The 25341-nt window shown below is 76.2% G+C and carries 24 protein-coding genes, 1 tRNA gene and 1 riboswitch; of the genes, 9 read left to right on the top strand and 16 right to left on the bottom strand.

The window, feature by feature from the left end; all coding sequences use genetic code 11:
- Positions 1–121: 121 nt before the first annotated feature.
- The 5 genes from AB0J00_RS18585 to rarD form a co-directional block, all read right to left on the bottom strand.
- Positions 122–1063 carry an ABC transporter permease subunit gene (locus AB0J00_RS18585; RefSeq protein ID WP_357747570.1) on the bottom strand — a complete coding sequence of 314 codons (942 nt, stop codon included), beginning with the start codon at positions 1061–1063 and terminating at the stop codon, positions 122–124.
- Positions 1060–3870: an alpha/beta fold hydrolase gene (locus AB0J00_RS18590; RefSeq protein WP_357747573.1), complete on the bottom strand. Its 2811-nt coding sequence runs from the start codon at positions 3868–3870 to the stop codon at positions 1060–1062. Before AB0J00_RS18590 ends, AB0J00_RS18585 begins: the two co-directional genes overlap by 4 nt.
- 80 nt (positions 3871–3950) lie before the next feature.
- Positions 3951–5351 (bottom strand): LytR C-terminal domain-containing protein, encoded by a 1401-nt coding sequence (locus tag AB0J00_RS18595; RefSeq protein WP_357747576.1) that lies wholly within the window; start codon positions 5349–5351, stop codon positions 3951–3953.
- A 121-nt stretch (positions 5352–5472) separates the two neighbouring features.
- A complete protein-coding gene (locus AB0J00_RS18600) occupies positions 5473–5865 on the bottom strand; it encodes a DUF3263 domain-containing protein (RefSeq protein WP_357747578.1) in 393 nt (130 codons plus the stop codon).
- Between the two features lie 126 nt (positions 5866–5991).
- A complete protein-coding gene (gene rarD, locus AB0J00_RS18605; RefSeq protein ID WP_357747580.1) occupies positions 5992–6903 on the bottom strand; it encodes an EamA family transporter RarD in 912 nt (303 codons plus the stop codon).
- A gap of 644 nt (positions 6904–7547) precedes the next feature.
- Between rarD and AB0J00_RS18610 the strand changes: the two genes are divergently transcribed.
- The 3 genes from AB0J00_RS18610 to AB0J00_RS18620 are packed head-to-tail and all read left to right on the top strand — an operon-like array spanning position 7548 to position 10084.
- Entirely contained in the window at positions 7548–9203 is a 1656-nt protein-coding gene (locus tag AB0J00_RS18610) for a Na+/H+ antiporter (protein ID WP_357747583.1), read from the top strand.
- A gap of 48 nt (positions 9204–9251) precedes the next feature.
- The gene (locus AB0J00_RS18615; RefSeq protein WP_357747586.1) at positions 9252–9650 is read left to right on the top strand and encodes a DUF5313 family protein; all 399 of its coding nucleotides are present in this window, start codon (positions 9252–9254) and stop codon (positions 9648–9650) included.
- 23 nt (positions 9651–9673) lie between these two features.
- The gene (locus tag AB0J00_RS18620; RefSeq protein WP_357747588.1) at positions 9674–10084 is read left to right on the top strand and encodes a Rieske (2Fe-2S) protein; all 411 of its coding nucleotides are present in this window, start codon (positions 9674–9676) and stop codon (positions 10082–10084) included.
- A gap of 4 nt (positions 10085–10088) precedes the next feature.
- On the opposite strand, the gene AB0J00_RS18625 is transcribed toward AB0J00_RS18620, so the two are convergent.
- The 3 genes from AB0J00_RS18625 to AB0J00_RS18635 form a co-directional block, all read right to left on the bottom strand.
- Positions 10089–10298, bottom strand: coding sequence for a dodecin (locus tag AB0J00_RS18625; protein ID WP_357747591.1), 210 nt, complete (start codon positions 10296–10298; stop codon positions 10089–10091).
- 78 nt (positions 10299–10376) lie between these two features.
- Positions 10377–11258: an LLM class flavin-dependent oxidoreductase gene (locus AB0J00_RS18630; protein ID WP_357747592.1), complete on the bottom strand. Its 882-nt coding sequence runs from the start codon at positions 11256–11258 to the stop codon at positions 10377–10379.
- Positions 11251–11322, bottom strand: a tRNA-Thr gene (locus tag AB0J00_RS18635). Before AB0J00_RS18635 ends, AB0J00_RS18630 begins: the two co-directional genes overlap by 8 nt.
- A gap of 76 nt (positions 11323–11398) precedes the next feature.
- Between AB0J00_RS18635 and AB0J00_RS18640 the strand changes: the two genes are divergently transcribed.
- Positions 11399–12265 (top strand): NAD(P)-dependent oxidoreductase, encoded by an 867-nt coding sequence (locus tag AB0J00_RS18640; RefSeq protein WP_357747595.1) that lies wholly within the window; start codon positions 11399–11401, stop codon positions 12263–12265.
- Positions 12266–12274: 9 nt separating this feature from the next.
- On the opposite strand, the gene AB0J00_RS18645 is transcribed toward AB0J00_RS18640, so the two are convergent.
- Positions 12275–13000 carry a hypothetical protein gene (locus AB0J00_RS18645; RefSeq protein ID WP_357747598.1) on the bottom strand — a complete coding sequence of 242 codons (726 nt, stop codon included), beginning with the start codon at positions 12998–13000 and terminating at the stop codon, positions 12275–12277.
- Between the two features lie 250 nt (positions 13001–13250).
- Here AB0J00_RS18645 and AB0J00_RS18650 point away from each other — a divergent pair, with 250 nt between their 5' ends.
- A complete protein-coding gene (locus AB0J00_RS18650; RefSeq protein WP_357747601.1) occupies positions 13251–14708 on the top strand; it encodes a trypsin-like peptidase domain-containing protein in 1458 nt (485 codons plus the stop codon).
- 126 nt (positions 14709–14834) lie between these two features.
- The gene (locus AB0J00_RS18655) at positions 14835–16115 is read left to right on the top strand and encodes a DUF445 domain-containing protein (protein ID WP_357747603.1); all 1281 of its coding nucleotides are present in this window, start codon (positions 14835–14837) and stop codon (positions 16113–16115) included.
- 4 nt (positions 16116–16119) lie between these two features.
- On the opposite strand, the gene AB0J00_RS18660 is transcribed toward AB0J00_RS18655, so the two are convergent.
- The 6 genes from AB0J00_RS18660 to AB0J00_RS18685 form a co-directional block, all read right to left on the bottom strand.
- Positions 16120–16434, bottom strand: coding sequence for a multidrug efflux SMR transporter (locus tag AB0J00_RS18660; protein WP_357747605.1), 315 nt, complete (start codon positions 16432–16434; stop codon positions 16120–16122).
- Positions 16435–16444: 10 nt separating this feature from the next.
- A riboswitch (guanidine-III (ykkC-III) riboswitch) is annotated at positions 16445–16508 on the bottom strand.
- 38 nt (positions 16509–16546) lie between these two features.
- Positions 16547–17509 (bottom strand): 23S rRNA (guanosine(2251)-2'-O)-methyltransferase RlmB, encoded by a 963-nt coding sequence (gene rlmB / locus AB0J00_RS18665; protein WP_357747606.1) that lies wholly within the window; start codon positions 17507–17509, stop codon positions 16547–16549.
- On the bottom strand, positions 17509–18912 hold the full coding sequence (gene cysS, locus AB0J00_RS18670) for a cysteine--tRNA ligase (RefSeq protein WP_357747609.1): 1404 nt from the start codon (positions 18910–18912) through the stop codon (positions 17509–17511). The genes rlmB and cysS overlap by 1 nt, the downstream gene beginning before the upstream one ends.
- Positions 18909–19409 (bottom strand): 2-C-methyl-D-erythritol 2,4-cyclodiphosphate synthase, encoded by a 501-nt coding sequence (ispF, locus tag AB0J00_RS18675; protein WP_357747611.1) that lies wholly within the window; start codon positions 19407–19409, stop codon positions 18909–18911. Before ispF ends, cysS begins: the two co-directional genes overlap by 4 nt.
- Positions 19406–20092, bottom strand: coding sequence for a 2-C-methyl-D-erythritol 4-phosphate cytidylyltransferase (gene ispD, locus AB0J00_RS18680; RefSeq protein WP_357747615.1), 687 nt, complete (start codon positions 20090–20092; stop codon positions 19406–19408). Before ispD ends, ispF begins: the two co-directional genes overlap by 4 nt.
- Before the next feature lie 38 nt (positions 20093–20130).
- Complete coding sequence (locus AB0J00_RS18685) at positions 20131–20613, bottom strand: CarD family transcriptional regulator (RefSeq protein WP_097206868.1); 483 nt, start codon at positions 20611–20613, stop codon at positions 20131–20133.
- 136 nt (positions 20614–20749) lie between these two features.
- Between AB0J00_RS18685 and AB0J00_RS18690 the strand changes: the two genes are divergently transcribed.
- On the top strand, positions 20750–21601 hold the full coding sequence (locus AB0J00_RS18690) for a UbiA family prenyltransferase (RefSeq protein WP_357747618.1): 852 nt from the start codon (positions 20750–20752) through the stop codon (positions 21599–21601).
- On the opposite strand, the gene AB0J00_RS18695 is transcribed toward AB0J00_RS18690, so the two are convergent.
- Complete coding sequence (locus tag AB0J00_RS18695; RefSeq protein ID WP_357747621.1) at positions 21598–23160, bottom strand: cryptochrome/photolyase family protein; 1563 nt, start codon at positions 23158–23160, stop codon at positions 21598–21600. The two genes, AB0J00_RS18690 and AB0J00_RS18695, sit on opposite strands and share 4 nt — an antisense overlap.
- 121 nt (positions 23161–23281) lie before the next feature.
- Here AB0J00_RS18695 and AB0J00_RS18700 point away from each other — a divergent pair, with 121 nt between their 5' ends.
- Together AB0J00_RS18700 and radA are read left to right on the top strand one after the other, a co-directional pair.
- Positions 23282–23908, top strand: a complete 627-nt coding sequence (locus tag AB0J00_RS18700) for a copper chaperone PCu(A)C (RefSeq protein WP_357747624.1) — start codon at positions 23282–23284, stop codon at positions 23906–23908.
- Positions 23909–23975: 67 nt separating this feature from the next.
- The gene (radA, locus tag AB0J00_RS18705; protein ID WP_357747626.1) at positions 23976–25340 is read left to right on the top strand and encodes a DNA repair protein RadA; all 1365 of its coding nucleotides are present in this window, start codon (positions 23976–23978) and stop codon (positions 25338–25340) included.
- The last annotated feature ends 1 nt before the right edge of the window (position 25341 follow it).

The following is a 25341-nucleotide window of genomic DNA, read 5'->3' on the forward strand; positions in this document are numbered from 1 at the left end:
CGTGATGACCTCGGCGCTCGGGTAGCAGAAGCGACCCATCTCGATCCACCAGGCCATCCAGGCCCGCTGCGTCGTCGACACGTCGAACTCCGTCGCGGTGACCGCGACGGATCCACTCCGCTCAGCTGGTGACGTCCTTGCGGGCGAAGTGGCGGAAGGCCAGTGCGGTGAACACCGCGGACCAGACGAGCGCCTGCACCACGCCGCGGAACAGGTCGCCGGAGTCGACCGGCGTCTCCAGCAGGTCGGTCCAGGTGTACTGGAACGCCGTCGGGAACCAGTCGCGGATGCCGCCGAGCTGCTCGACCTGCTCGAGGACGGCGAACACGATCGTGGTGAACACCGAGCCGCCGACCGCGGCCAGCGGCGCGTCGGTGACCGTCGACAGCCAGAACGCCAGCGTGCCGACGACCAGCAGGTGGACGGCGAGGTAGCCGACCATCCCGGCCAGCCGCACCAGCGCCGCCCCCTGGTCCAGGGCGATGCCCAGCGGGGTGCGCACGTCGCCGAACCCGAACGCGACGCCGCCGGCGACCAGCGCGACCGCGACCAGCACCACCATCGAGCCCAGCGAGAGCGCCAGCGCCGCGGCCCACTTCTGCCGCAGCAGCCGGGCCCGGGGCACCGGGGTGGCCAGCGCGTAGCGCAGCGACCCCCACGACGCCTCGCTGGCCACCGTGTCGCCGAAGAACAGCGCGAACACCACGACCAGGAAGAACCCGGTGGTCGCGAACAGCACGAACAGCGTGAAGTTCAGCCCGCTCGCCGTCGCGACGTCGACCAGGTTGACCCGGCTGTTCTCCGACGCGTCGTCGGCCCCGCCCAGCTGCAGCGCGGCGATGAGCACCAGCGGCAGCGCCACCATCAGCGCGAGCACGCCGAGGGTCCGCCGCCGCTTGAACTGCCGGCGCAGCTCCACGCCCAGGCGCAGGGTGCGCTCGGGGCGGTAGCCGGCGGCGGCACCGGTCGTCGTCGTCAGCGGTGTCGACTGTCCGGTTCCGCCCTCGATCCGCTCCTCGGTCGCTGGCGCTCCCTGCGATGCTCCCTCAGGCGTCACCTTCACGAGCTCTCCCCCACCAGCGACAGGAACGCGTCCTCCAGGCGGCGGCGCGGCGTGATCCGGTCGACGCCGATGCCGGCGCCCACCAGCGCGGCGACGGCGGCGGCCCGGCTGGTCGGCCCGAGGTCGACCACCAGCCCCTCGTCGGTGCGCTGCACCTCACCGGCGCCGGGCAGCCCGGCCAGCAGCGCCGCGGCGCGGTCGGTGTCGGCGTCGTCGGCGAGCCCGACCAGCACCGCGCCGCCGGTGCCGACGATCTCCTCGACCGTGCCCTGGGCGATCTTCGCGCCCTTGGCCATGACCACCACGTGCGTGCAGACCTGCTCGATCTCGGCCAGCAGGTGGCTGGACACGATCACCGTGCGGCCGGTCTCGGCGTAGGAGCGCAGCACCTCCCGCATCGCGTGGATCTGCGGCGGGTCCAGCCCGTTGGTCGGCTCGTCGAGCACCAGCAGGTCGGGCAGGCCGAGCATCGCCTGGGCGATCGCGACCCGCTGGCGCATGCCCTGGCTGTAGCGGCGGACCGGCCGGTCGAGTGCCGCGCCGAGGCCGGCGACCTCGATCGCCTCGTCCAGGTGCGCATCGGCCAGCGGCCGGCCGGTGGCGGCCCAGTACAGCGTCAGGTTGTCCCGGCCGGTCAGGTGCGGCTGCAGGCCGGTGCCCTCGACGAACGAGCCCAGCCGGGACAGCACCGGGGCGCCGGGGCCCGCGGGGTGGCCGAACACCTCGATCCGCCCCTCGTCGGGCCGGATGAGCCCCATGAGCATCCGCAGCGACGTCGTCTTGCCCGCGCCGTTGGGCCCGAGCAGGCCGAGCACCTGGCCACGACGCACCTCGAACGACAGGTCGCGGACGGCGACGAACCCGTCCTTGTAGGCCTTGGTGACTCCCTCGAACCGCAGCGGCACGTCCTCGCCGTCCGGTGCGGTCGGCTCGGTGCGGCGGCGGCGCCGGCCGAGCAGCACGGCGGCCAGCCGGCCGAGGAGCCCGAGCGCCACCACGACGGCGAGCAGCACCCACCAGCGGGCGGACCCGCCGGTCGCCGACACCGAGCCGCTCACCGTGGGCGCGCTCAGCTCGGTGCCGGACGCGAGGCCGACGGTGGTCACCGAGGTGGTGCTGGGCAGCGCGTAGCCCTGGTCGGTGGTGGAGACGACGACCTGCAGCCGGTGGCCGGCCTCGAACCGGTGGTCGATCGCCGGCAGCGTCACCGGCACGACGGTCGGCGCGGCCGGGTCGGTCGACAGCCCGGTGAGCGCGAGCGGGGCGACCAGGCCGGCGGGCAGCGTGCGGCTGCTGCCGGAGGTGACGTCGTAGAGCTTGGCGAACAGGGTGGCCGCGCCGGTCGGCGAGGAGACGGCGAGGGACACCGTGGGCGCGCCGACCACCTCGACGGCGGCGTCGAGCGCGTCGCTGGCGAACACCGCCGACTGGCCGGGCACCTCGACGGTGCTCCCGGCGAGCGCGGCGCTCACCGCGCCGAGCCCCGGGATGGTGGTCAGCGCGGCGGGGCTGCCGCCGGCCGGGGTGACCACCGGCTGCACCGGGCCGGTCAGCGGCACCGCGCGGCGGCGGGCCGGGTCGTCGCCGTCCAGCCCCGGGTAGCGGGCGGTCGACTCGGTGCGGGTGCCGCCCTGCACGGTCCCGGTGCCGGCGGTCACCCCGGCCGGGACCGGGAAGCGGAAGCCGGGCGGGGCGGCGGCGTCCCGCCCGCGCAGGTGGGCGTCGAACCAGCCGGCCACGTCGTCCCGGAGCTGGTCGGTGACCCGGTCGGACGCCGGCTGGTCGTGACCGCCGTCGTACCAGGCCACCGAGACGGGCGTGCCCGCCGCGGCGATCCCGCGGGCGTTGGCGTCGGCCTGCCCGAGGCCGAACAGCGAGTCCCGGGTGCCCTGCACCAGCAGGGTCGGGGCGGTGATCCGGCCGAGCACCGCGGCCGGGCTGCTGCGGTCGAGCACGGCGGCGACCTCGGGCGTGAGCGTGCCGGTGCTGGCGGCCGACTGGTAGGCGGCGCAGACGTCGGGCCGGAAGCGGCCGCAGGTCAGCTGCTCGGCGCCGAGGTCGGCGGCCGCGGCCGGCGCGGCGCCCCCGCCGGTCAGCGCACCCAGCGCCCCGTCGGCGGCGGGAGCCGCACCGCTGCCGAAGAACAGCCCGGCCCACAGCCGCTTGAACACCCCGGCGCCCTCGGTGGCCGGGGTCGCGGCAACGGTGCCCGCACCGGCGTCCCCGGCCTGGTCGGGGAAGAACGCGCTGGTCAGCGAGTGCCACGTGATCTGCGGGACGATCGCGTCGACCCGGTCGTCGGTGCCGGCCGCCAGCAGCGCGAGCGCGCCGCCGTAGGAGGCGCCGGCGATCCCGACCCGCGGGTCGCCGGACCCGTCCTGCCGGACGTCGTCCCGCTGCCCGAGGCGGTCGATGAGCACGGAGGCGTCGGCGACCTCGAACCGCGGGTCGTCCAGGCCGATCTGCCCGGTGCTGCGGCCGAAGCCGCGGGCCGACCAGGTCTGCACCACGTAACCGCGGCGGGCGAGGTCGCGGGCGTCGGCGGCGACGGAGTCCTTGCTGCCCCCGAACCCGTGGGCGAGCAGCACCGCCGGCGCCGGGGAGCCGCTGGTCGCGGTGGAGGGGACGTAGAGGCTGGTGTCCAGCTCGGCGGCGTCCGCCCCGGAGCCGACGGGCACCGTCTCCGCAGTGACCCGGACGTCGACGTCGGCCGCGGCGGCCGGGCGGCCGGCGCCCGCGGCGACCAGGCCGGTGGTGGTCAGGAGGCTGAGCAGGAGGGCCAGCGCCGCCCGGGCGCCGGGGCGCACGCGGGGACGTGCCGACCCGGGGGCGGGGCGCACGCTGGCCGCAACGGTCGGGCGGGCGCTCCCGTTCCCGCTCGCGCGGGTCAGGGCTTCCAGTCTCCGGTGGCGACGACGACCAGGCCCGGGTCGGCCGCGCCCGGCACCTCGAAGAACCGGGGCGCGGGGCCCTTCACGTCGGGGAACTCGGCGACCAGCTGCGCGGCCGCCTGCTGCTGCACCACGTCGCCGTCCTTGTAGTAGACGGTGGTGACGGCGATGTCGGTGCCCTTGTAGTTGCCCGAGTCGTTGAGCTGCCAGCCGGCGCCGCTGAACTGGTCGCCGAGCTTCTTGGCCAGGCCCGCGATGCGGGTGCTGTTGAGCACGGTGATCGGCGCGCGCACCGGTGCGGCGGGGGTCTCCGGCGCGGCGTCCTCCACCGGCGCGGGGGCCTGCGCGGTCTCCGGCGCGGCGGACGACGACGGCGCGGGGGCCGCCGAGGAGGTGGTGCCCGACTTCGCCGAGGCGGTCTCGGTGCCCTGCGAGGTGAACGACCAGACGCCGAGCACGACCAGCGCGACGACGACCATGGCGAGCACCAGCTGGACGGCGCGGCGGGGACCGCGGGCGCCGGCGGCGGTGGCGCCCGGCGCGGTGCCGGCCGGCCCGGCGGGGCCCTTCTTGCCGGACTTCCGGCGGGCGGCCTCGGCGGCCTCCCGCTCGGCGCGCAGCGCCGCGCGGGTGGAGCCGGCGGGGGCGCGGGTCTCCTCGGCGGCGGGGCGGGCCGGCGCGTGCTCGTCGGTGGCCGGGCCGTCGGCCGCGGGGGCCTCGGCGGGTGCGGCACCCGGCAGGGGCGGCAGCGGCGGGGTGGTGGCGGGGCGCCGTCCGGCGGCCGGCTTCTCCGCCGCCGGGGTGCGGCCCTGGACGGCGGCCTCCCGGGCCAGCTCGCGGGCGAGCTCGTGGTGCATCTGCAGCGCCAGGTCCTCGGCCTTGACGTCGGGGGCGGGCACCTCGACGGCCTTGACCTCCGACGGCGGGCCGGACAGCGGCGGGACCTCCCGCGCCGGCGCCGAGGCGGCGGCGGACGGGGTCCAGCCGGCGGGCACGTGGCCGGTGCGCGGCATCGAGCTGCCGGTGTCGTCGACGGGGCGGGCCGCGGGCTGCGGACGGGCCGGCCGGCGCGTGGGGGCGGGCACCGCGGGCCGGCCGGCGGCCGCGGGGGTGGCCGGTGCGGGAGCCGGGGCGGCCGGGCGGCGGGCGCCGGTCTCCCAGGGCTCACGGTCGCGGGGCTGCTCAGCGCGCGCGGCGTCCTGGTCGGCGCGGCGACGACCGCCCGCCGGGGGCAGGGAGGAGGACGGCGAGGGCGACGGGGCGGCGGCCGGGCGCGCGGGCGGACGGCGGCGGGCCGGGTCGGCGTCGGGCGTCACGTCCTCGCGGCGCAGGTCGGTGCGGCCGGGGCCGGGCATGGTGCCGGAGTTCGGACCCACCTCGTCCGCGTACCGCGACACCGGACGACGGTCCTCCCAGGGCGCGACCGACGACGTTCCCGGACGGCGACCCGAGGTCCCACCGTCCTGGGACACGTGGCCGTCACTGCCCGGCTGCGCATGCCTCCCCACGGTGACGAGGCTAGCTGCGCCGACCCTCGCTGCCCAGCACCCGACCGGAACGCTGCCGCTGGCGCGCCGAACGCACCCGGCGCAACCGGCGGACCAGCAGCGGGTCGGTGGCGAGCGCCTCCGGACGGTCGATCACCGCGTTGAGGACCTGGTAGTACCTGGTCGCGGACAGGCCGAACCGCTCCCGGATGGCCTCCTCCTTGGCCCCGCCGTACCGCCACCACTGCCGCTCGAACGCCAGCACGTCGCGGTCGCGGGCGCCCAGCGTCACACCGCCGGCCGCCTCCTGCGCCTCGTGCGGCTCATCGGCAACGGACACCTCGGGCGTCACAGCCGTCCCATCCGCCCCGGGCGCCGCACTGCCCTCGGCGCCGGGGGTGGCAGCGTCCGGGTCGGTGCTCATGGCGACGCCTCCGTGCTCGCTGCGGCGACCGGGCGCAGTGCCCGGCGTTCCAGCCCCGACGGTAGTCCCGCGGGCCGGGCCGCGGTGGGACTCCCGGGGCGCGTCGGCGGTCCGCGCGGGGCCGGTTCAGGGCGTGGCGGCGACCAGGGCGGCGGCGCGACGGGTGGTGCGCGCCTGCCGCAGGCTGTCGACGGTGAAGACCGCCAGGGCCAGCCACACGATCGCGAACCCGGCGACCCGGGCGGCGGGCATCGGCTCGTGCCGGACGAACACGCCCACCGCCAGCTGCAGCAGCGGGGTGACGTACTGCAGCAGCCCGATGGTCGACAGCGGCACCCGGCGGGTGGCCGCGGCGAACATCAGCAGCGGGACGGCGGTGGCCACGCCGGAGCTGACCAGCAGCAGGGCGTTGCCGGCCCCGGCGTGCCCGAAGTGCCCGGTGCCGCGGGCCTCGAGCACGGCCAGGAACACCACCGCCGGGACGACGACGACCGCCGTCTCGACGAACAGGCCCGGCGCCGCCTCGACCCGCACCAGCTTCTTCATCAGCCCGTACAGGCCGAAGCTCGCCGCCAGCGACAGCGCGATCCACGGCGGGTGCCCGTAGTCGACGGTGAGGACGACGACCGCGACCGCGGCGACGCCCACGGCCACCCACTGCAGCACCCGCAGCCGCTCGCGGAACACCGCGACGCCGAGCACCACGCTGACCAGCGGGTTGATGAAGTACCCGAGCGAGGCCTCGACGACGTGGCCGGAGTTGACGGCGATGACGTACACCGACCAGTTGACCGCGATGAGCACCGCGGCGGCCGCCAGCACCAGCATCGACCGCCCGTCGCGGAGCACCGCCCGCACCTGCCCCCACCCCCGGCGGACCGACAGCAGCGCGGCGATGAACAGCAGCGACCAGGCCACCCGGTGGGCGACGATCTCCAGCCCGCCGGCGGGCTCCAGCAGCGGGAAGTAGAGCGGGAAGACGCCCCACATGACGTAGGCCGACAGCCCGGCCGCGACTCCGGCCCGGCGTTCGTCCACGCCGGGCACGGTACCCAGCGACGCCCTGCCCGACGGCCCCGGGCCCAGCGGCGGCGGCCGCGCAGCACGGCCGGCCCGGCGAGCCCGACGGCGCCCGCCGCGGCCAGCACGCCGTGGTGCCGGCTGGCCCGAATCTGCGGGTCGCGGGTCCACTGCTGGTCGCTGAACCGGCCGTCGGCGCCGGCGTCGCGGTCGGCGCGAACAGGTCGACCGGGTCGCCCGGGCTCGCGTCCTGCCCGGTCAACCGGCCGTCCTTGCCGGTGCGGGCCAGGTACCGGTCCGTGAACTGCGGGGTCGGCCGGCACCGAGCACGGTGCAGACGGTGGGGAGGCCCACCCACCAGGCACGGCGCGGGCGCTCGCTGGCGTGCACGAGCGCGTCGGCCGTCAGCTCGGGGGCGTGGATGGGGGCGACCGCGGCGGCCCAGCGCCGTCCGGGTGCCGTTGACGAACTCGAGGTGGGTCACGGCGGTGACCCGGTCGTGCTCCTCGGCGGTGGCGTCGGCGACGTCGACCGGGACCACCAGCGGGGTGCCCGGCCGCCCGCACGTCGGCCGCGGCCGGGCCCGCTGACCGCCCCGTTCTGCTCAACCGGCCGCGGGCGGCAAACATGGGCACCACACGGCTCGCGACGGAGGAACACGCATGCACGGGGCAGGACTGCTGGGGCTGGTGCTCGCCGCCGTCACGATCACCGCGGTGGCCCGCCGGCTGGGCTGGCAGGCGCCGCTGCTGCTCGTCGTGGTCGGCCTGGGCGTCAGCTTCCTGCCGGGCGTCCCCGAGTTCGAGGTGGACGGCGAGCTGCTGCTGGCCGTCGTCCTCCCGCCGCTGCTGTACTCGGCGGCGCTGGGCGTCTCCTACGCCGGCTTCCGGTCGCTGCTGCACCCGATCGTGCAGCTGGGCGTGGTCCTGGTGTTCGTCAGCGCGGTGGTGGTGGCGCTCGTCGCGCGGCTGGTGGTGCCCGGCCTGCCCATGCCGGTCGCCCTGGTGCTCGGCGCGATCGTGGCGCCGCCGGACGCGGTCTCCGCGGCCTCGATCGGCCGGCGGCTGGGGCTGCCCCGGCCGGTGATGACCGTGCTGTCCGGCGAAAGCCTGATCAACGACGCGGCTGCGCTGACCTTCTACAAGGTCGCGCTCGCGGCGGTCTTCGGTGCCGGCGGCGGGCTGCTCGGGCTGGACTGGACGTCGGCGGCCGGCACCTTCGGGCTGGCGGTGGGGGTCGGCGTCGGGCTCGGCCTGGTGATCGGCGTCGTCGTGCACGTCGTCCGGCTGCGGCTGGACGACCCGGTGGTCGAGTCGGTGCTCGGGCTGATCGTGCCGTTCGCCGCCTACCTGCTGGCCGAGGAGCTGGAGGGCTCCGACGTGCTCGCCGTCGTCGCCGCCGGGCTCTACCTCGGGCACCGCTCCCCCGAGGCCGGCTACGCCTCGCGGCTGCAGGAGGGGCCGCTGTGGTCGTCGCTGGACCTGCTGCTCGAGGCGGTGGTGTTCGGGCTGATCGGGCTGGAGCTGCGGTACGTCGTGGGCGAGCTGCAGGAGTCCGACCGGTCCGACGGGCAGCTGGTGGTCGCCGCGGTGGTGGTGCTCGTGACGGTGGTCGTCGTCCGGGGGCTGTTCGTCTTCGGGCTGGAGGGGCTGCGGCGCGCGCCCCGGCCGGTGCCCGGCCGCCGGTGGGTGCGGCCGGCCCGGCCGCCGTGGACGTACCAGGTCGTCATCTCCTGGACCGGCATGCGCGGGGTGGTGACGCTGGCGGTGGCCGCCGCGCTGCCGCGGGAGATCGACGGCGAGCCGTTCACCGACCGGGGCGTCGTCCAGTGGATCGCCTACGCGGTCACCATCGGCACCCTGCTGCTGCAGGGGCTGACGCTGCCCACGCTCATCCGCCGGCTCGGGGTGCGCGACCCGGACCAGTGGCAGCGGGACGCCGAGGGCGAGCTCCGGCTGCAGGAGCGGGCCACCGCCGCTGCGCTGCGCCGCACCGAGGAGCTCATCGCCGAGGCCCGCCCCAAGGTCGGCGACGAGCGGGCCGACCAGTGGGAGCAGCGGATCCGCGGCCCGCTGCAGGCCCGCACCCGCACCATGCACCAGGCGATCCGGGCCGACCAGGAGGAGGACGCCAAGCGCGGCCGGCGACGCGCGGAGAGCTTCCGGCACATCCGCCAGCAGGTCGTCCGCGCCCAGCGCGAGGCGCTGATGGTGGAGCGCGACCGGGGCACGGTGGACGACGAGGTGGTGCGCGGGGTGCTGCAGGAGCTGGACTACGAGGAGGCGGCCAACGCGCACACCTGGACCAACCGGCTGTGAGCGGGCGGACCCCGGCACCGGCCTGTGCGGAGGCCTACCGTTCTCGGTGTGCCGGCTGACCGTCCCAACCCGCTCCAGTGGGTCTGGTACGCCTTCGGCGGCGGCCTGCCGCGGCGCCTGGCGCCCTGGGTGCTCGCCGACACCACCCGGCGCACCTGGGTGTGGCGGCACCTGTCCCGGGCACTCGTCCAGCTGACCCCGGTCGTCGTCGTGGTGCTGGTCGTGCCGTTCGTCGAGTTCGTCTACCGGCTCACCGCGGCCGCCGGGGGCATCGTCATCGGGCTGATCTACTCGGTCGCCTACATGGTCGAGACCACCGAGCACCGCGCCCGGAAGGCCGGGTACCCGCCGGGCACCACCGCCCAGGTGCGGGAGGAGCGGGCCGAGCGCGAGCGGATCGAGCGGCGCGCCCGCTACCGCTCGGGTGGGGCCGGCAGCTTCGACTAGGCCGCCGGGCAGGATGGCTCCTCGTGGACCCCTGCTTCTCCCGCCGGTCGCTGCTCGCCGCCGGGGGTGCCGGCGCGGGGCTGCTGGCGCTCGCCGCGTGCTCCGGGGAGCAGGTGCCCGAGCTCACCGGTGTCGGGCGCGGCGACCGGGTCGTGGCCCTGGCCGACGTCCCGGTGGGCGGCGCCTACGAGGTGTCGCTGAACGGCCGCCGGGTGGTGGTGGGCCGGCCGACGGAGGACACCGCGGTCGCCTTCGACGCCACCTGCACCCACCAGGGCTGCCGGGTGCGGGCCACGGACGACGGGCCGCTGGGCTGCCCGTGCCACGGGTCGGAGTTCGACCCGGGCACGGGCGCGGTCCTGCGCGGCCCGGCGGAGGAGCCGCTGGCCCCGGTGCAGGTCGCCGTCCGCGGCTCGGACGTCGTCCTGGCCTGACCGCTCAGTCGTCGACGCGGAAGCCGATCTTGAGGGTGACCTGGAAGTAGGCGACGTCCCCGTCGACGACCTGGCCGCGGATCTCCGAGGTCTGGAACCACTCGATGTTGCGCACCGTCTGCGAGGCCTTCTTGACCGCGGTGCGGACGGCGTCGTCGACGCTGGTCGTGGAGCTGCCGACGATCTCGCTCAGCCGGTAGACGTGGTCGCTCAACGGGTCCTCCTCGTGCCGGTTTCAAGGTCACCTCGACCCTGGCACGGCCCGGCGCGCCCCGCGACCGGATGCCCGCGGTCAGCCCGGGCCGTTCCGCACGACGCGCCGCACCTCGGCGAGGTCCAAACCGTAGGGCCCCACCCGGGTCAGCACCCACGTCGCGCCGGCCGCCGCCCACGTGGCGGCGTCGGCCCCCGGCGGCAGCTCGACCACGAGGTCGAACGCGGCCGCGCCGTCCGGCCGCGACCCGGCGACGGTGGTCAGCACCGCGGCCAGGTCGTCCGGCCCGGGCACCGAGATGACGAAGGCGCCGTCGTACCGGGCGGCCCGGCGCAGCGGTGCCCGGTTCGGCCAGCGCCCGCCGATCCAGATCGGGATGCCCTCGGGCCGCGCGGCGGTCGGCAGGAAGCGGACGTCGCGGGCGGTGAAGTGCTCGCCGTCGTGGTCGACGTCGCCGCCGGCCAGCAGCGACCGCAGCAGCTCCAGCCCCTCGTCCAGCCGCGCGGCGCGCACCCGGGCGTCGAGCTCCTCGCCGAACCGCGACAGCTCGCCGACCCCGCCGTCGTCCCCGAGCCCGAAGCCGAGCACCAGCCGGCCGCCGGAGAGGCGGTCGAGGGTGACCGCCTGCCGGGCCAGCACCTGCGGGCGCCGCCGGGTCAGCGGCGTCACCATCGGGCCGAGCAGCAGCCGGGACGTGCGGACGGCGATCGCGGCGAGGCAGGTCCAGGGATCGGCGATCTCGCGCACCGGCTCGCTGTAGAGCAGGTGGTCCCAGAGGAAGACGCCGTCCCACCCCGCCTGCTCCGCCTCCACCGCGAGGTCGCCGAGCAGCACCGGGTCGGCCAGCGCGTCGAACGGCGGCAGGAAGAGGCCCCGCCGGGCCACCGCGGTCGCGGGCGGGAGCGCAGGTCGGGGCACGGCGGCCATCCTGCCGTGCCACTCCGCGTCGTCGAGCCCCATGTCCGGATTGAACGGACGACCTTCCGCTTACAAGGCGGGTGCTCTACCACTGAGCTAATGGGGCGGGTGCGGTCAGGCTACCGGGCCGGCCGGCCCGGGCCCGGGCTGCCGACCGGCGGCGCGCGACGGAGGATCGGCTCATGACACAACCGGTGGTGGCGGTCCTCGGCACAAGCACGATGGGCGCGGGCATGGTCCGCTCGCTGCGGCGGGAGGGCCTCCCCGTGCGCATGTGGAACCGCGACGCGAGCAAGGCCCGGGCGCTCACCGGCACCGGTGCCGAGGCGTTCGGGTCCGCCGCCGAGGCGGTGGCCGGCGCGGACGTCGTCCTGACCATGCTGTTCGACGCCGACTCCGCGATCGAGGTGGTCCGCCAGGCCCAGGTGCCGGCCGGCACCGTGTGGCTGCAGTGCTCGACGGTGGGCGTCGAGGGGATCGAGCGGGTCGCCGAGGTGGCCCGCGAGCTGGACCTGGTGCTGGTCGACTGCCCGGTGCTCGGCACCAAGCAGCCGGCCGAGCAGGGCCAGCTGGTGATGCTGGCCTCGGGTCCGGAGGAGCAGCGCGAGGCGCTCGGCCCAGTGCTCGACGCGCTGGGCCGCAAGACCGTCTGGGCCGGGGAGACCGGCGCGGGCAGCCGGCTGAAGATGGCGTGCAACGCCTGGCTGATCTCGATCAGCGTGGGCACGGCGCAGTCGGTGGCGCTGGCCCGCGGCCTGGGCCTGGACCCGCAGCTGTTCCTCGACGCGGTCGACGGCGGCCCGATGGACACCCCCTACGCCAAGCTGAAGGCGAAGAACATGATCAGCGGCGAGCACCCGGTCAGCTTCGGGCTCACCGGCGCCACCAAGGACGCCCGGCTGATCCAGGCTGCGCTGCAGACCGCCGGGGTCTCCGACCGGTTCGACGCGGCGGCGGTCGAGACCATGCAGCTGGCGATCGACCGGCTGCCCGACCCGGCGTCGGTCGACCTCAGCGCCCTGATCGCGGGGCTCGAGCTGCGCGACTGACCCGCCGGGTCAGGCGGCCTCGCTCCCGCTGGACGACGGCGGCGACACCCAGCCGGACGGGTCGCTGTCGATGGTCGCGCCGGCGGCCAGCCAGCGGGCGAACCCCTCCGGGTCGCGGCGCTCGAGCTCGTCGAGCGCCTGCTGCCGGCGGGCGACCAGCCGGATGCGGGCGGCCGGGTCACGGGTGGCCGCCAGCGCGGCGGAGCTGCGCACCCAGGCCCGGCCGAGCTCGGCCACGGTGAGGTCGGCGGCCCAGCCGGGACCACCGGCGGCCGCCAGAGGCCCCGCCGCCGGCCGGGACCCGTGAGCCGGCACGGGACCGGTCGGGCGCCCGGTCGCCGGCCCGGGGAACGGCACCACCCGCGACCCGGGGGCGGTCGGGCCCCGGCGGGAGCGGGCCAGCAGCGGCCGGGCGGTGAGCGCACCGAGGAGCAGCAGCACCGCGAGCGCCGCGGCGCCCGGCCCGGCCAGCGCACCGGCCCCGCAGACCACCAGCAGCCCGCCGACGGTCCAGGCGACCGCCCGCCACGCGGCGTCGAGCCCGGCCTGCCGGGCGGCCACGGGGTGCGACTCCCGGGCGACACCGGCGGCCACGCAGGCGGCGACGACGGCGGCCAGCAGCACGGCCACCAGCCCGGCTCCGCGGATCGCCACCCCGCCGACCACGGCGAGCGCGCCGGCGAGGAGGAACAGGAGCCCGAGCGAGAGCCGGGCGAGCGGACCGCGTGCCGACACCGGCGGCCTCCGAGGCTGGAACGGGGGTGCAGAAGGACGACGGCGGGGGGCGCCCCCGCGGTCGTGCCCCCGCCCTTCCCCGTCCGGCTCCCGGTCAACCGCCGCCCGGCGCGTCGCGGACCGACGCACCGCGCGGGCCGCCCAGCGCGTCCAGGGAACTCACAGCGCACCACCAGCGTCCGGCTGGGCCACCGGGGCACAGTGGTGGCAACGCGCCGGGGAGGGCCCCCGCGGGTGGGAGGGAAGACCAGTGACCGAGCAGAACGGCACGGGGAGCACGGGCACGCCCGGGACCCCGGGGACGCCGCAGCAGCCGCCGGCCGGCGGGGGCCAGCCGGGCTGGGCTGCCGGCACCCCCGCGCAGCCGGGCTGGACCGGCGGGCAGCACCCCGCCGGGGACACCGGCCGCCAGCCGACCGAGCGCTTCGGCGTCCCCCCGTACGGCGCCCCGCACCAGCCGGCCGGGTACGGCGCCCCGCACCAGGGCTGGACCGGTCAGCCGGCCGGCTGGAGCACGCCGCAGGGCCAGGCCGGCCAGCCCGGCCAGCCCGGCCAGGTGCCGCCGCTGTTCCAGGCGCCCGCGCAGCCGGCCGACAAGGCCCGCCGCTCCGGCCGCTGGCGGATCGGCGTCGCCGGCCTGGTCGCCGGTGCGCTGATCGGCGGCGGGGCGGGCGCGGCGGTCGCCGGCCTGGACGGCGACGGCACCGTGGTCGCCTCGGGCGCGACGTCGGCGCAGAACGTCGTCATCAAGGACCCGCAGTCGGCCACCACCGCCACCGCGGCCGCGGCCAAGGCGGCGCCGAGCGTGGTGACGATCTACGTGACGGCCAGCGGCGGCAGCGGCTCGGGCTCGGGCGTCGTGCTGAGCAAGGACGGCTACGTGCTCACCAACAACCACGTGGTCACCCTCGACAGCGCCACCAGCCAGGCCACCGTCCAGGTGCGCACCACCGACGGCACCCTCTACGACGCCACCGTGGTCGGCACCGACCCGACGTCGGACCTCGCGGTCATCAAGCTGTCCGACGCCCGCGACCTCACCCCGGCCACGTTCGCCGACTCGGAGAAGGTCCAGGTCGGCGACACCGCGGTGGCGATCGGCGCGCCGCTGGGGCTGTCCAACACCGTCACCGACGGCATCATCAGCGCGACCAACCGCGCGGTGCAGACCGGCTCGACGCAGAACGACAGCACGGTCATCGACGCCATCCAGACCGACGCCGCGATCAACCCGGGCAACTCCGGTGGCCCGCTGGTGAACAGCGCCGGCGAGGTCATCGGCATCAACTCGGCGATCGCGACCGTCGCCTCCGGCAGCCCCGGCGGGCAGGACGCGCAGAGCGGCAACATCGGCGTCGGCTTCGCCATCCCGTCGAACGCCGCCAAGCGGATCGCCCAGCAGATCGTCGACACGGGCAAGGCGACGCACGCGCTGCTCGGGGTCAGCGCGCAGACGGCCACCGCGAACGGCAACTCCGAGGTGGGCACCGGCGCCACGATCGCCCAGGTCACCGACGGCAGCCCGGCCGCCGACGCCGGCCTGCGCCCCGGCGACGTGATCATCGCCGTCGGCGACCGGCAGGTGACCACCTCGACCGAGCTGACCGCCGCCGTCCGCAGCGAGGACCCGGGCGACAAGGTCACGCTCACCGTCCGCCGCGGCAACGACACCACGAAGGTCGACGTCACCCTGGACGAGGCCGACTGAGACACCGGCTGGTCGGACCCACCCAGCCAGCCCAGGACCGACGACCCCGGCACCGGACCCCCGCGGTGCCGGGGTCGTCGTCGTCCGGTGGGCGGACGGTGCACCCGCCGTCCTAGGCTCGGGCAGGTGCCGGCCTCGACGTCCACGTCCGTCCCGCTGGCCGGCTCGCTCGACGACCCGGCCCGCGCCGAGGGCCTGCGCAGGATGAAGCGGCTGGCCACCGGGCTCTTCCTGCTGGCCGCGCTGGTCTTCCTCGCCTGCGTGCTGTTCGGCGACGGCCGCACCTGGGTCGGCTACGTGCGGGCCACCGCGGAGGCGTCGATGGTCGGCGCGCTCGCCGACTGGTTCGCCGTCACCGCGCTGTTCCGGCACCCGCTGCGGCTGCCGATCCCGCACACCGCGATCATCCCGCGCAAGAAGGACCAGATCGGCACCAGCCTGGGCACCTTCGTGCAGGAGAACTTCCTGACCCGGGCGGTGGTCGTCGACCGGCTGGCCGGCATGGACGTGCCCGGCCGGCTGGGCGCCTTCCTCGCCGCGCCCGGGCGGGCCGAGCGGCTGGCCGGGGACGCCGGGGCCGCGCTGGGCGCGCTCGCCGACCTGGTCGAGGACGACGAGGTGCAGCCCGCCGTCGCCGCCCTGGTCGACCGCAAGCTCCGGGAGACCCCGGCCGCGCCGGTGCTGGCCCGGGTGCTCGAGCTCGCCGTCGACGGCGACCGGCACCAGGAGGTGCTGTCGGCGGCGATGCAGGCGCTGAGCCGCTTCCTCGCCGAGAACCGGGTCGTCTTCCGCGCCCGGCTCGGTGACGCCTCGCCGTCCTGGGTGCCCGACTGGGTCGACGACCGGGTGTTCGACCGGGTGTTCGCGCTGATGCACGGGTTCCTCGAGGAGGTCGGCGACGACCCCCGGCACGAGCTGCGCCGGGTGTACGACCGGCGGCTGCGCGCCTACATCGCGGCGCTGCGCACCGACCCGGACACCGCGGCGCGGGTCGAGCGGTTCAAGGAGGACGTGCTCGACCACCCCGCCGTCCGCACGTGGTCCGGCTCGCTGTGGAGCAACGCGAAGAAGGGCCTGGTCACCGCCGCCGCCGACCCCGGGTCGGAGCTGCGGGTGCGGCTGGTCGCGCTGATCCGCCGCGGGGCCCGGCTGCTCCAGGAGGACCCGACCGTGCGCGAGCTGGTGCAGCGGCAGACCGAGCGGGCCGCCGGCTGGACGGTCGAGCGGTTCGCCGCCGACGCCGCCGAGCTGGTCGGCACCACGGTCGCCCGCTGGGACACCGAGGAGACCAGCCGCCGGATCGAGCTGCAGGTCGGCCGCGACCTGCAGTGGATCCGGGTGAACGGCACGGTCGTCGGCGGGCTGGCCGGCCTGGTGATCTACACCGTGGGCCAGCTGCTGTCCTGACCGGTCAGGAGGTGAGCTTGAGCCCCGCGACGCAGCCGACGATGCCCAGCAGCAGCAGGGCCCGGACCACCGACACCGGTTCCTGCCCGGTGGCCATCGCCCAGCCGGCGGTCAGCGCGGCGCCGATGCCCACCCAGACCGCGTAGGCGGTGCCGACCGGCAGGCCGTGCAGCGCGTAGGCGAGACCGGCCATGCTGCCGGCCAGCGCGACGAGGAAGACGACGACGGGCCAGGGGCGGCTGAAGCCCTCCGAGCGGTCGAGGGCGGTCGCCCAGACCGCCTCGAGGCCGCCGGACAGGATGAGGACGAGCCAGTACACGGTGATCTCCTGGACGCCGTCTTGTCGCTGTCCGGGTACGGCGCTGCTCGTCCGGGAGCCGTTGCTGGCCCTGCCGCCCAGGGTGTCACACGGCGCGCGGCCGTGCCGCGCGCTACCGGCGGGCCGAGGCCGCCTGGTAGAGGGCGATGCCGGCGGCGACGCTGACGTTGAGCGACTCGGTGTCCCGGGTGATCGGGATGGAGACGACGACGTCGCAGCGCTCCCGCACCAGCCGGGACAGCCCCGCGCCCTCCGCGCCCACGACCAGCGCCACCGGGTCGGTGAAGCCGTCGTAGTCGTGGATGCTCATGTCGCCGTCCGCGGCCAGCCCGACCGTCTGCAGGCCCTGGTCCTGGTAGGAGCCGAGAGCGCGGGCCAGGTTGGTGGCCCGGGCGACCCGCAGCCGGGCGGCGGCACCGGCGCTGGTGCGCCAGGCCGACCCGGTGACGCCGACCGACCGGCGCTCGGGCACGACCACGCCGTGCGCGCCGAACGCGGCCGCCGAGCGGATGACCGCACCGAGGTTGCGCGGGTCGGTCACGCCGTCCAGCGCGACCAGCAGCGGCGGGCGGCCCGAGTCGCGGGCCAGGTCGAGCAGGTCGTCGGGGTGCGCGTAGTCGTACGGCGGCACCATCAGGCCGATGCCCTGGTGCAGCGACCCGTTCGACATCCGGTCGAACTCCGCCTTGCCCACCTCGAGCAGCGGCAGCCCGCGGTCGGCGGCGAGCTGGACCGACTCGGCGATCCGCTCGTCGGTACCGCCCCGGGTGCTGTCGCCGGTGACGACGTAGAGCGCCGTCGCCGGGATCTCCGCGCGCAGCGCCTCGAGCACGGGGTTGCGGCCGAGCAGCAGCTCGGGCTGCTCCTCGTTGCGCCGTTGCACCCGGGCCCGGTTGTCCTGCCGGGCAGCTGCGGCCTTCGCCGCCTTGTAGGCGGGGTGGTGCGGCCGGTCGCTGGCCTTCGGCGTGGCTCCCCGGCCGGCGAGCGACCTGCGGTTCTTGCCACCGGTCCCGGTGGTGGCGCCCTTCTTGCCGGATCCGCTCGTGCGGCCCCGGCGCTGGCTGTTGCCGGCCATCAGCGAGTGATCTCCCAACGTGGTCCCTGCGGGGTGTCCTCGACCGTCACGCCCATGCCGGCGAGCTGGTCACGGATCGCGTCCGCAGCTGCGTAGTCCTTGCGGGCCCGGGCGGCCTGGCGCTGCTCGAGGGCCAACGACACCAGTCCGTCGGCGACCTCGGCCAGCCGGCCGCTGCCCTCCCCCTGGGCCCAGTGCGGGTCGAGCGGGTCGAGCCCCAGCACGCCCAGCATGGCGCGCACCGCGCCGAGCGCGGCGGCGGTGCCCGCCTCGTCGTCCGCGGCGAGGGCGGTGTTGCCCTGCCGCACCACCTCGTGGACGGCGGCCACGGCGGCCGGCGTCCCGAGGTCGTCGTCCATCGCGGCGACGAACTCCGGCGCGAGGAACGGCTTCCCGGCCTCCGCCCCGACCCGCTGCGCGGCCCGGGTCACGAAGCTCTCGATCCGCCGGTAGGCGGCGCCGGCCTCCTCGAGCGCCGCCTCGGTGAACTCCACCGTCGAGCGGTAGTGCGGCGCGACGAGGTAGTAGCGCACCTCGACCGGGCGCACCCGCTGGACGACCTCGTCGACCAGCGCGGTGTTGCCCAGCGACTTGCTCATCTTCTCGCCGCCCATGGTCACCCAGCCGTGGTGCAGCCAGTACCGGGCGAACGGGTCGCCGGCGGCCTGCGACTGGGCGCGCTCGTTCTCGTGGTGCGGGAAGCGCAGGTCGAGCCCACCACCATGGACGTCGAACTCCGCGCCCAGGTACTTGCCGACCATGGCCGAGCACTCCAGGTGCCAGCCCGGCCGCCCGCGGCCCCACGGCGTGGGCCAGGACGCGGTGCCGGGCTCGCCCGGCTTGTGCGCCTTCCAGAGCGCGAAGTCGCGGGGATCGCGCTTGCGCTCGTCGGTCTCGGTGTCGGCGGCGGGCTGCAGGTCGCCGATCCGCTGCCCGGTCAGCTCGCCGTAGCCGGCGAACGAGCGGACGTCGAAGTACACGTCGCCGTCGACGGCGTAGGCGTGCCCGCCGGCGATGAGCCGCTCGATGAGCTCGACCATCTCCGGCACGTGCCCGGTCGCGCGCGGCTCGTAGGTGGGCGGCAGCACGCCGAGCGCGTCGTACGCCCGGGTGACCGCCCGCTCGTTCTCGTACGCCCACGCCCACCACTCCTCGCCGGCGGCGGCGGCCTTGGCGAGGATCTTGTCGTCGATGTCGGTGACGTTGCGGACGTAGGTGACCTGCAGGTCGCTCGCGGTCAGCCAACGGCGGAAGACGTCGAAGACGACGGCGGACCGCACGTGGCCGATGTGCGGCGGGCCCTGCACGGTCAGCCCGCAGACGTACATGGAGACCTGTCCTGCACGCAGGGGCGTGAAGTCGCGCACGGCACGCACGGCCGTGTCGTACAGGCGGAGGCTCACCCGGACGATCCTACGGACCCGTCGCGGACGACCAGCGCGGTCGCGACTGCCGCCCGGCCCTCGCCGCGGCCGGTGAGCCCGAGCCCGTCGGTGGTGGTGGCGGTGACGCTGACCGGGGCGCCGAGCGCGGCCGACAGCGCGGCCTCCGCCTCCGCGCGCCGGGGGCTGAGCTTGGGGGTGTTGCCGACCAGCTGGACGGCGGCGTTGCCGATCCGCCAGCCGGCGGCGGTGAGCACCTCGCGGACGTGCTCGAGCACCGCGGCACCGCGGGCACCCGCCCAGCGCGGGTCGTCGGTGCCGAGCAGGCCGCCGATGTCGCCGAGGCCGGCGGCCGACAGCAGCGCGTCGGTGAGCGCGTGCGCGGCGACGTCGCCGTCCGAGTGCCCGGCGCAGCCGTCGACGCCCGGCCACTCCAGCCCGGCCAGCCAGCAGGCGCGGCCCGGCTCGACCGGGTGCACGTCGGTGCCGATGCCGACCCGGGGCAGCTCGGCGCTCACCGGGACCCCTGCACCTGGAGCTCGGCCATCCGCAGGTCGTGCGCGACCGTGATCTTGGCGGCGCGCTCGTCGCCCTCGACGGTGTGCACCCGGATGCCGGCGGCGCGCACCACCGAGGCGTCGTCGGTGAACTCCGCGGCGGTGCCGTGCGAGCGGGCGTAGGCCTCGACGAGGGTGGCCCGGTCGAAGCCCTGCGGGGTCTGCACCCGGCGCAGCGGGGCCCGCGGGACGTCGGCGGCGACCCGGCCGTCGGCGTCCACGACGATCGTGGTGTCGACGACCGGCAGCACCGGCACGACCGCGTCGGCGCCGTCGGCCAGCGCGGCCAGCACCCGGGCGACGACCTCCGGCGGGGTCAGCGGCCGGGCTGCGTCGTGCACCAGGACGGCGGTGCGCTCGTCGTCCGCGGCGTGCTCGCGGGCGGCCGCGAGCGCGGCGCGCACCGACGCGGTGCGGGTGTCCCCGCCGAGCACCACGTGCACGTCGTCGGGGAGGACGGCGGTGAAGGCGGCGCGCTGCGGCGCGGGCACCGCGACGACGACCTCGGCGACGCCACCGGCGCGCAGCGAGTCGACCGCCCAGCAGACCAGCGGGCGGCCGCCGAGCGGGACCAGCGCCTTCGGGAGTTCTGCCCCCAGACGCAGACCGCTCCCGGCCGCTGCGACGATGCCGACAGCGTGCACGGGAGCGTTCTGGGTGGTGCCGGGGTGGAGCCCTGCGCTCAGGAGGCGAGCACCTCGTCGAGCAGGACCTCGGCCTTGTCCTCGTTGGTGCCCTCGGCGAGCGCGAGCTCGCTGACCAGGATCTGGCGGGCCTTGGACAGCATCCGCTTCTCGCCGGCGGACAGCCCACGGTCCTTGTCGCGCCGCCACAGGTCGCGGACGACCTCGGCGACCTTGTTCACGTCACCCGAGGCCAGCTTCTCCAGGTTCGCCTTGTACCGGCGGGACCAGTTGGTCGGCTCCTCGGTGTGGGGGGCACGCAGGACCTCGAAAACGCGGTTGAGGCCCTCCTGGCCGACGACGTCGCGGACGCCGACGATCTCCGCGTTGTCCGCAGGGACGCGCACGGTCAGGTCGCCCTGGGCGACCTTGAGCACGAGGTAGGCCTTCTCTTCGCCCTTGATGACGCGCTTCTCGATCGCTTCGATGAGCGCAGCGCCGTGGTGCGGGTAGACAACGGTCTCGCCGACAGTGAAGCCCATGTGTGTGTGACCCCTTTCGCTCATCCCAGGTTACCACGGGAGAATCCGGTCCGGCTCGTCGAGTTCAGCCAAAAGTGCTGGTCAGAGGCCCATGGCGAGGTCAGGGTGGGGTTGACAGATGGGGGTTGGTGTGCGTGTGAGCGCTCCACGGCAGCGCGTGTCGGCCGGATCGGCGGCCGTCGGCCTGGCCCGTGCCACGCACCTCCCGCCGGCCGTCGCGGTCACCGCTGTCGCGGTGCTGCTCGCCGTCGCCGCGGGCGTGTCCCCGGGCCGCACCGTGCTCGTCGGGGCAGCCGTCCTCGCAGGTCAGGTGTCCATCGGCTGGTGCAACGACTGGCTGGACGCCGACCGGGACCGCGCGGTCGGCCGGCCGGACAAGCCGGTCGTCCAGGGCGTGGTGACGCCGGCCACGCTGCGCGCCGCGGCGCTGACCGGGCTGCTCCTGTCGGTGGTGCTGTCGCTGCTGCTCGGCCTGGTGCCCGGGCTGCTGCTGGTGCTCGTCGCGAGCGGGTGGGCCTACGACCTCGGGCTCAAGCGGACGGCGGCGTCCGTCGTCCCGTACCTGACCGGCTTCGGCGCGCTGCCCGCCGGCGTGGTGGCCGCCGCCCCCGGCCAGCCGGGCGCGCCGTGGTGGCTGGTGGGCGCGGGGGCGGCGCTGGGCGGCGCCGCGCACGTCGCCAACGTCGCGCCCGACGTGGCCGACGACCTCGCCACCGGCGTGCGCGGCCTCCCCCACCGGGTCGGGCCGGTGGTCTCCGCGGTCTTCGGCGCGCTGTGCCTCGGTGCCGCGACCGCGCTGCTGGTGCTGGGCCCCGACGGCCCGCCCAGCACCCTCGCCTGGGTCGGCGCCGCCGTCGCCGTCCCGGCCGCGGTGGTCGCCGCGCTGGCGGGCAGCCCGCGGGCCCGCCGGCTGGCGTTCCCCGCGGTCATGCTGCTGACGGTGCTGGACGTGGTCCTGCTGCTGGCCGGGGGCGCATCGCTGGCCTAGGGGGCGTCGGTCCCGCGCAGCCGCTCCTGCTCGACGACGGCGTCCAGGTCCTTGAGGCGGCCGAGCCCGGCCAGCGGCTGGCGCATCCGCAGGTTGGGGGCCAGGCGCTCGCGGTTGCCGTCCAGGAAGGCCCAGTAGCCGGCGGTGAACGGGCAGGCGTCCTCCCCCACCCGCTTCCTCGGGTCGTACCGGCAACCGCCGCAGTAGTCGCTCATCCGGTCGATGTAGGCGCCGCCGGCCGCGTAGGGCTTGGTGGCCAGCACCCCGCCGTCGGCGTGCAGGCTCAGGCCGACCACGTTGGCGACCATCACCCAGTCGTAGGCGTCGACGAACACCCGGTGCATCCAGTCGGTCATCGCCAGCGGCCGGATGCCGCGCTGCAGCGCGTAGTTGCCCAGCACCATCAGCCGCGGGATGTGGTGCACCCAGCCGCGGTCCCGGACGTCGGCCAGCACGTGCGACAGGCAGTTCGCGTCGACCGCCTCGGCGTCGAGCTCGGCCATCCACGCCGGCACCTCCTCCTGGGCGTCCAGCGCGTTGCCGTGCCGGTACTCGCGCCCCAGCTGCCAGTACAGGTGCCAGATCCAGTCCCGCCAGCCCATCACCTGCCGGACGAAGCCCTCCACCGAGTTCAGCGGCAGCGGGTCGCCCTCGGCCACCGAGTCCCGCCACGCCTGCTCCGCGCGGTGCACGATCTCCCGGGGGTCGAGCAGGCCCAGGTTGGTGGTCGCCGAGAGCATCGAGTGGGCCAGCCACGGCTCCTCGGCGAGCATCGCGTCCTCGATCGGGCCGAACTCGCGCAGCCGGTGGTCGAGGAAGTCCTGCAGCCGCACCTCCGCCTCCGCGGCGGTCACCGGGAACAGCCGCGGGCCGTCGTCCCCGACGAACGCGACGTCGCCGTCGGCGACCCAGCGGTCGAGGTCGGCGCGCACCTGCTCGTCGATCTCGTCCTCGACGGGCAGCACCGGCGGCGGCACCGGCGAGCGGCCGTCGGCGGGCGGGGGCTGCCGGTTGTCGTGGTCGAGGTTCCACTTCCCGCCCACCGGCTCGGCGCCGTCCATCAGCACGTCGTGCAGCCGCCGGGCGTCCCGGTAGAAGTCGTCCATCAGCAGCCGTCCCCGGCGGTGGGCGATCCAGTTGCCGAACCGCGTCTGGTCGGTGACGAACCCGCGGGCGGCGAGCACCTCCACGCCCGGACGCCGCAGCACGAAGTCGCGCGCCGGCCAGGTGGTGGGCGCGCACACCGACAGCGGCTCGCGCACCTGGTCCAGCGCCTCGGCGTAGGTGTCCGTCTGCAGGAACACCGCCTGGTCGCCCAGCTCCGCCGCCCGGTGCCGGAGCGCCGACAGCAGCAGGTGCGCCTTCTGCCGGTGGAACCGGCGCCGCCGGAACACCGCCCGGGACTCCACCAGCAGCACCGGCTGGTCCGGCGCGTCGAGGAAGTGCGCGCCGAGCTGGTCGGCGAAGCACCACCGGCGCGTATCCGGGGCATGAGCTGGGAAGTCCCCCAGCGCCGGGTCACCCTGTCCTGGCGTGCCGGCCGTCCGATCCGCGGTCACCCCCTCACCTCCCAGCGGACATGGTGGGGTGACCGTTACGCTCTGCGCGACCGGTGCACCCCGAACCCAGCCACGGGCGGGTGCCCGCACCACGCCTGCACGTCCCCCTGGAGGTCACGCTGTGAACCGCGCAGTGCGCGCTGCCGCGATCGGTGTTCTGGTCCTGTCCCCGGTCGCGCTGTCGGCGTGCAGCGCGGGCCAGGTGTCGCAGACCGCCACCCAGCAGCGGGCCAAGAACGGCGGCGAGGCCGCCGTCGGCAACATCACCGTGCGCGAGGCCCGCCTGGCCTACCCGTCGACCGGCTCGTACCCGGCGGGCGCCGACGCCCAGCTGCTGGCCGGGCTGGTCAACGCCGGCGACGAGGACGACGTGCTGACCGACGTCAGCGGCGACGACTTCTCCAGCGCGACCATCACCCCGGCTCCCGCGGGGGCCGCCGCGACCGCCACCGGTGCGGTGCCCACCGGGCAGACCGCTCCCCCGCCGTCGGTGAGCGGCGGCGAGCTGACGGTCCCGGCCGACGGCAACGTCTACCTGGGCGGCAACGGCGCGGTCGTGACCCTCAACGGGCTCACGAAGGAGCTGACGGTGGGCCAGCACATCACGCTCACGCTGACCTTCGAGCGGGCCGGCAGCGTGGACGTCACCACCCTGGTGTCCACCCCGACCCGCGGCCTGCCGCGCGAGACGCCGTTCGACTTCAACCCGACCGAGGCCGACGAGCAGCGCGGCGGCGGCGCCGGCTGACGTCCGGCCCTGCGGCGGTCCCGGGCGCCTGCCCCGGACTGTCGTACCCCCCGTCCACGATGGACGGGTGCCTCCCTCGGTGAAGTCCGCCCGCCCCGCCCACCGCTGCACCGAGTGCGGCTACACGTCGGCGAAGTGGGTCGGCCGCTGCCCCGAGTGCCAGGCCTGGGGCACCGTGCAGGAGGTCGGCGCGGTCGCCGCGCCGCTGCGCGCGGTCAGCGCCGGCCCGGTCACCGCCCGCGCCCTGCCCATCGCCCAGGTCGAGCTCGCCGGCGCCCGCGCGGTGCCCACCGGCATCGAGGAGTTCGACCGGGTGCTCGGCGGCGGGCTGGTGCCCGGGGCGGTGCTGCTGGTCGCCGGCGAGCCCGGCGTCGGCAAGTCCACCCTGCTGCTCGAGGTCGCCCACCGGGTCGCCGCGACCAACGGCCCCACCCTCGTCGTGTCCGGGGAGGAGTCCGCCGCCCAGGTGCGGCTGCGGGCCGAGCGGATCGGGGCGCTGCACGACGAGCTCTACCTCGCCGCCGAGACCGAGCTGTCCGCGGTGCTCGCCCACATCGACGACGTGCAGCCGACGCTGCTGGTGCTCGACAGCGTGCAGACGGTCCGCTCCCCCGCCGTCGACGGCACCGACGGCGGCGCCAGCCAGGTGCGGGCCGTGGCCAGCGCGCTGAGCGCGGTGGCCAAGTCCCGGGGCATCACCACGATCCTGGTCGGCCACGTGACCAAGGACGGCGCGATCGCCGGCCCGCGGGCGCTGGAGCACCTCGTCGACGTGGTCATCTCCTTCGACGGGGAGCGGCACTCGACGCTGCGGATGATCCGGGCCACGAAGAACCGGTTCGGCCCGGCCGACGAGATCGGCTGCTTCGAGATCGCCGACAGCGGGGTGATCGGCGTCCCCGACCCCTCGCACCTGTTCGTGTCCCGCCGGGCCGCCCCGGTGCCCGGCAGCTGCGTCACCGTGGCCATGGAGGGCAGCCGCCCGCTGCTGGCCGAGGTGCAGGCGCTGGTGTCGTCCAACAACGGCGGCGGCTCGCCGCGCCGGGCGGTCAGCGGGCTGGACTCCCAGCGGGTGGCGATGGTCAACGCCGTCGTCGAGCGCCGCGGCGGGGTCAAGCTCGGCGACGCCGACGTGTTCGCCGCCTCGGTGGGTGGGGTCAAGATCGCCGAGCCCGCCGCCGACCTGGCGCTCGCGCTGGCCATCGGCTCGGCCGCCAAGGACCGGCCGCTCCCCGAGGGCGTGATCGCGCTCGGCGAGGTCGGGCTGTCCGGGGAGATCCGCCGGGTCGGCGGGCTCGGCCGGCGCCTCGCGGAGGCCGCCCGGCAGGGCTACACGCTGGCCCTGGTGCCGGAGGACCCGGGCCCGGCCCCCAAGGGGATGCGCCTGGTCGAGGTGCCCGACCTGGGGGCGGTGTTCGGCCGGCTGTGGTGAC

It is taken from the genome of Modestobacter sp. NPDC049651 (genome assembly GCF_040659695.1).
Taxonomy (GTDB): domain Bacteria; phylum Actinomycetota; class Actinomycetes; order Mycobacteriales; family Geodermatophilaceae; genus Modestobacter.

Excerpts from the sequence above, each read along its gene's own strand:
- AB0J00_RS18640 (WP_357747595.1), top strand. The coding sequence starts at position 11,399 with ATGACACAACCGGTGGTGGCGGTCCTCGGCACAAGCACGATGGGCGCG.
- AB0J00_RS18630 (WP_357747592.1), bottom strand. The coding sequence starts at position 11,258 with ATGGGGCTCGACGACGCGGAGTGGCACGGCAGGATGGCCGCCGTGCCC.
- rlmB (WP_357747606.1), bottom strand. The coding sequence starts at position 17,509 with ATGGCCGGCAACAGCCAGCGCCGGGGCCGCACGAGCGGATCCGGCAAG.
- AB0J00_RS18600 (WP_357747578.1), bottom strand. The coding sequence starts at position 5,865 with ATGAGCACCGACCCGGACGCTGCCACCCCCGGCGCCGAGGGCAGTGCG.
- AB0J00_RS18685 (WP_097206868.1), bottom strand. The coding sequence starts at position 20,613 with ATGGGCTTCACTGTCGGCGAGACCGTTGTCTACCCGCACCACGGCGCT.
- AB0J00_RS18610 (WP_357747583.1), top strand. The coding sequence starts at position 7,548 with ATGCACGGGGCAGGACTGCTGGGGCTGGTGCTCGCCGCCGTCACGATC.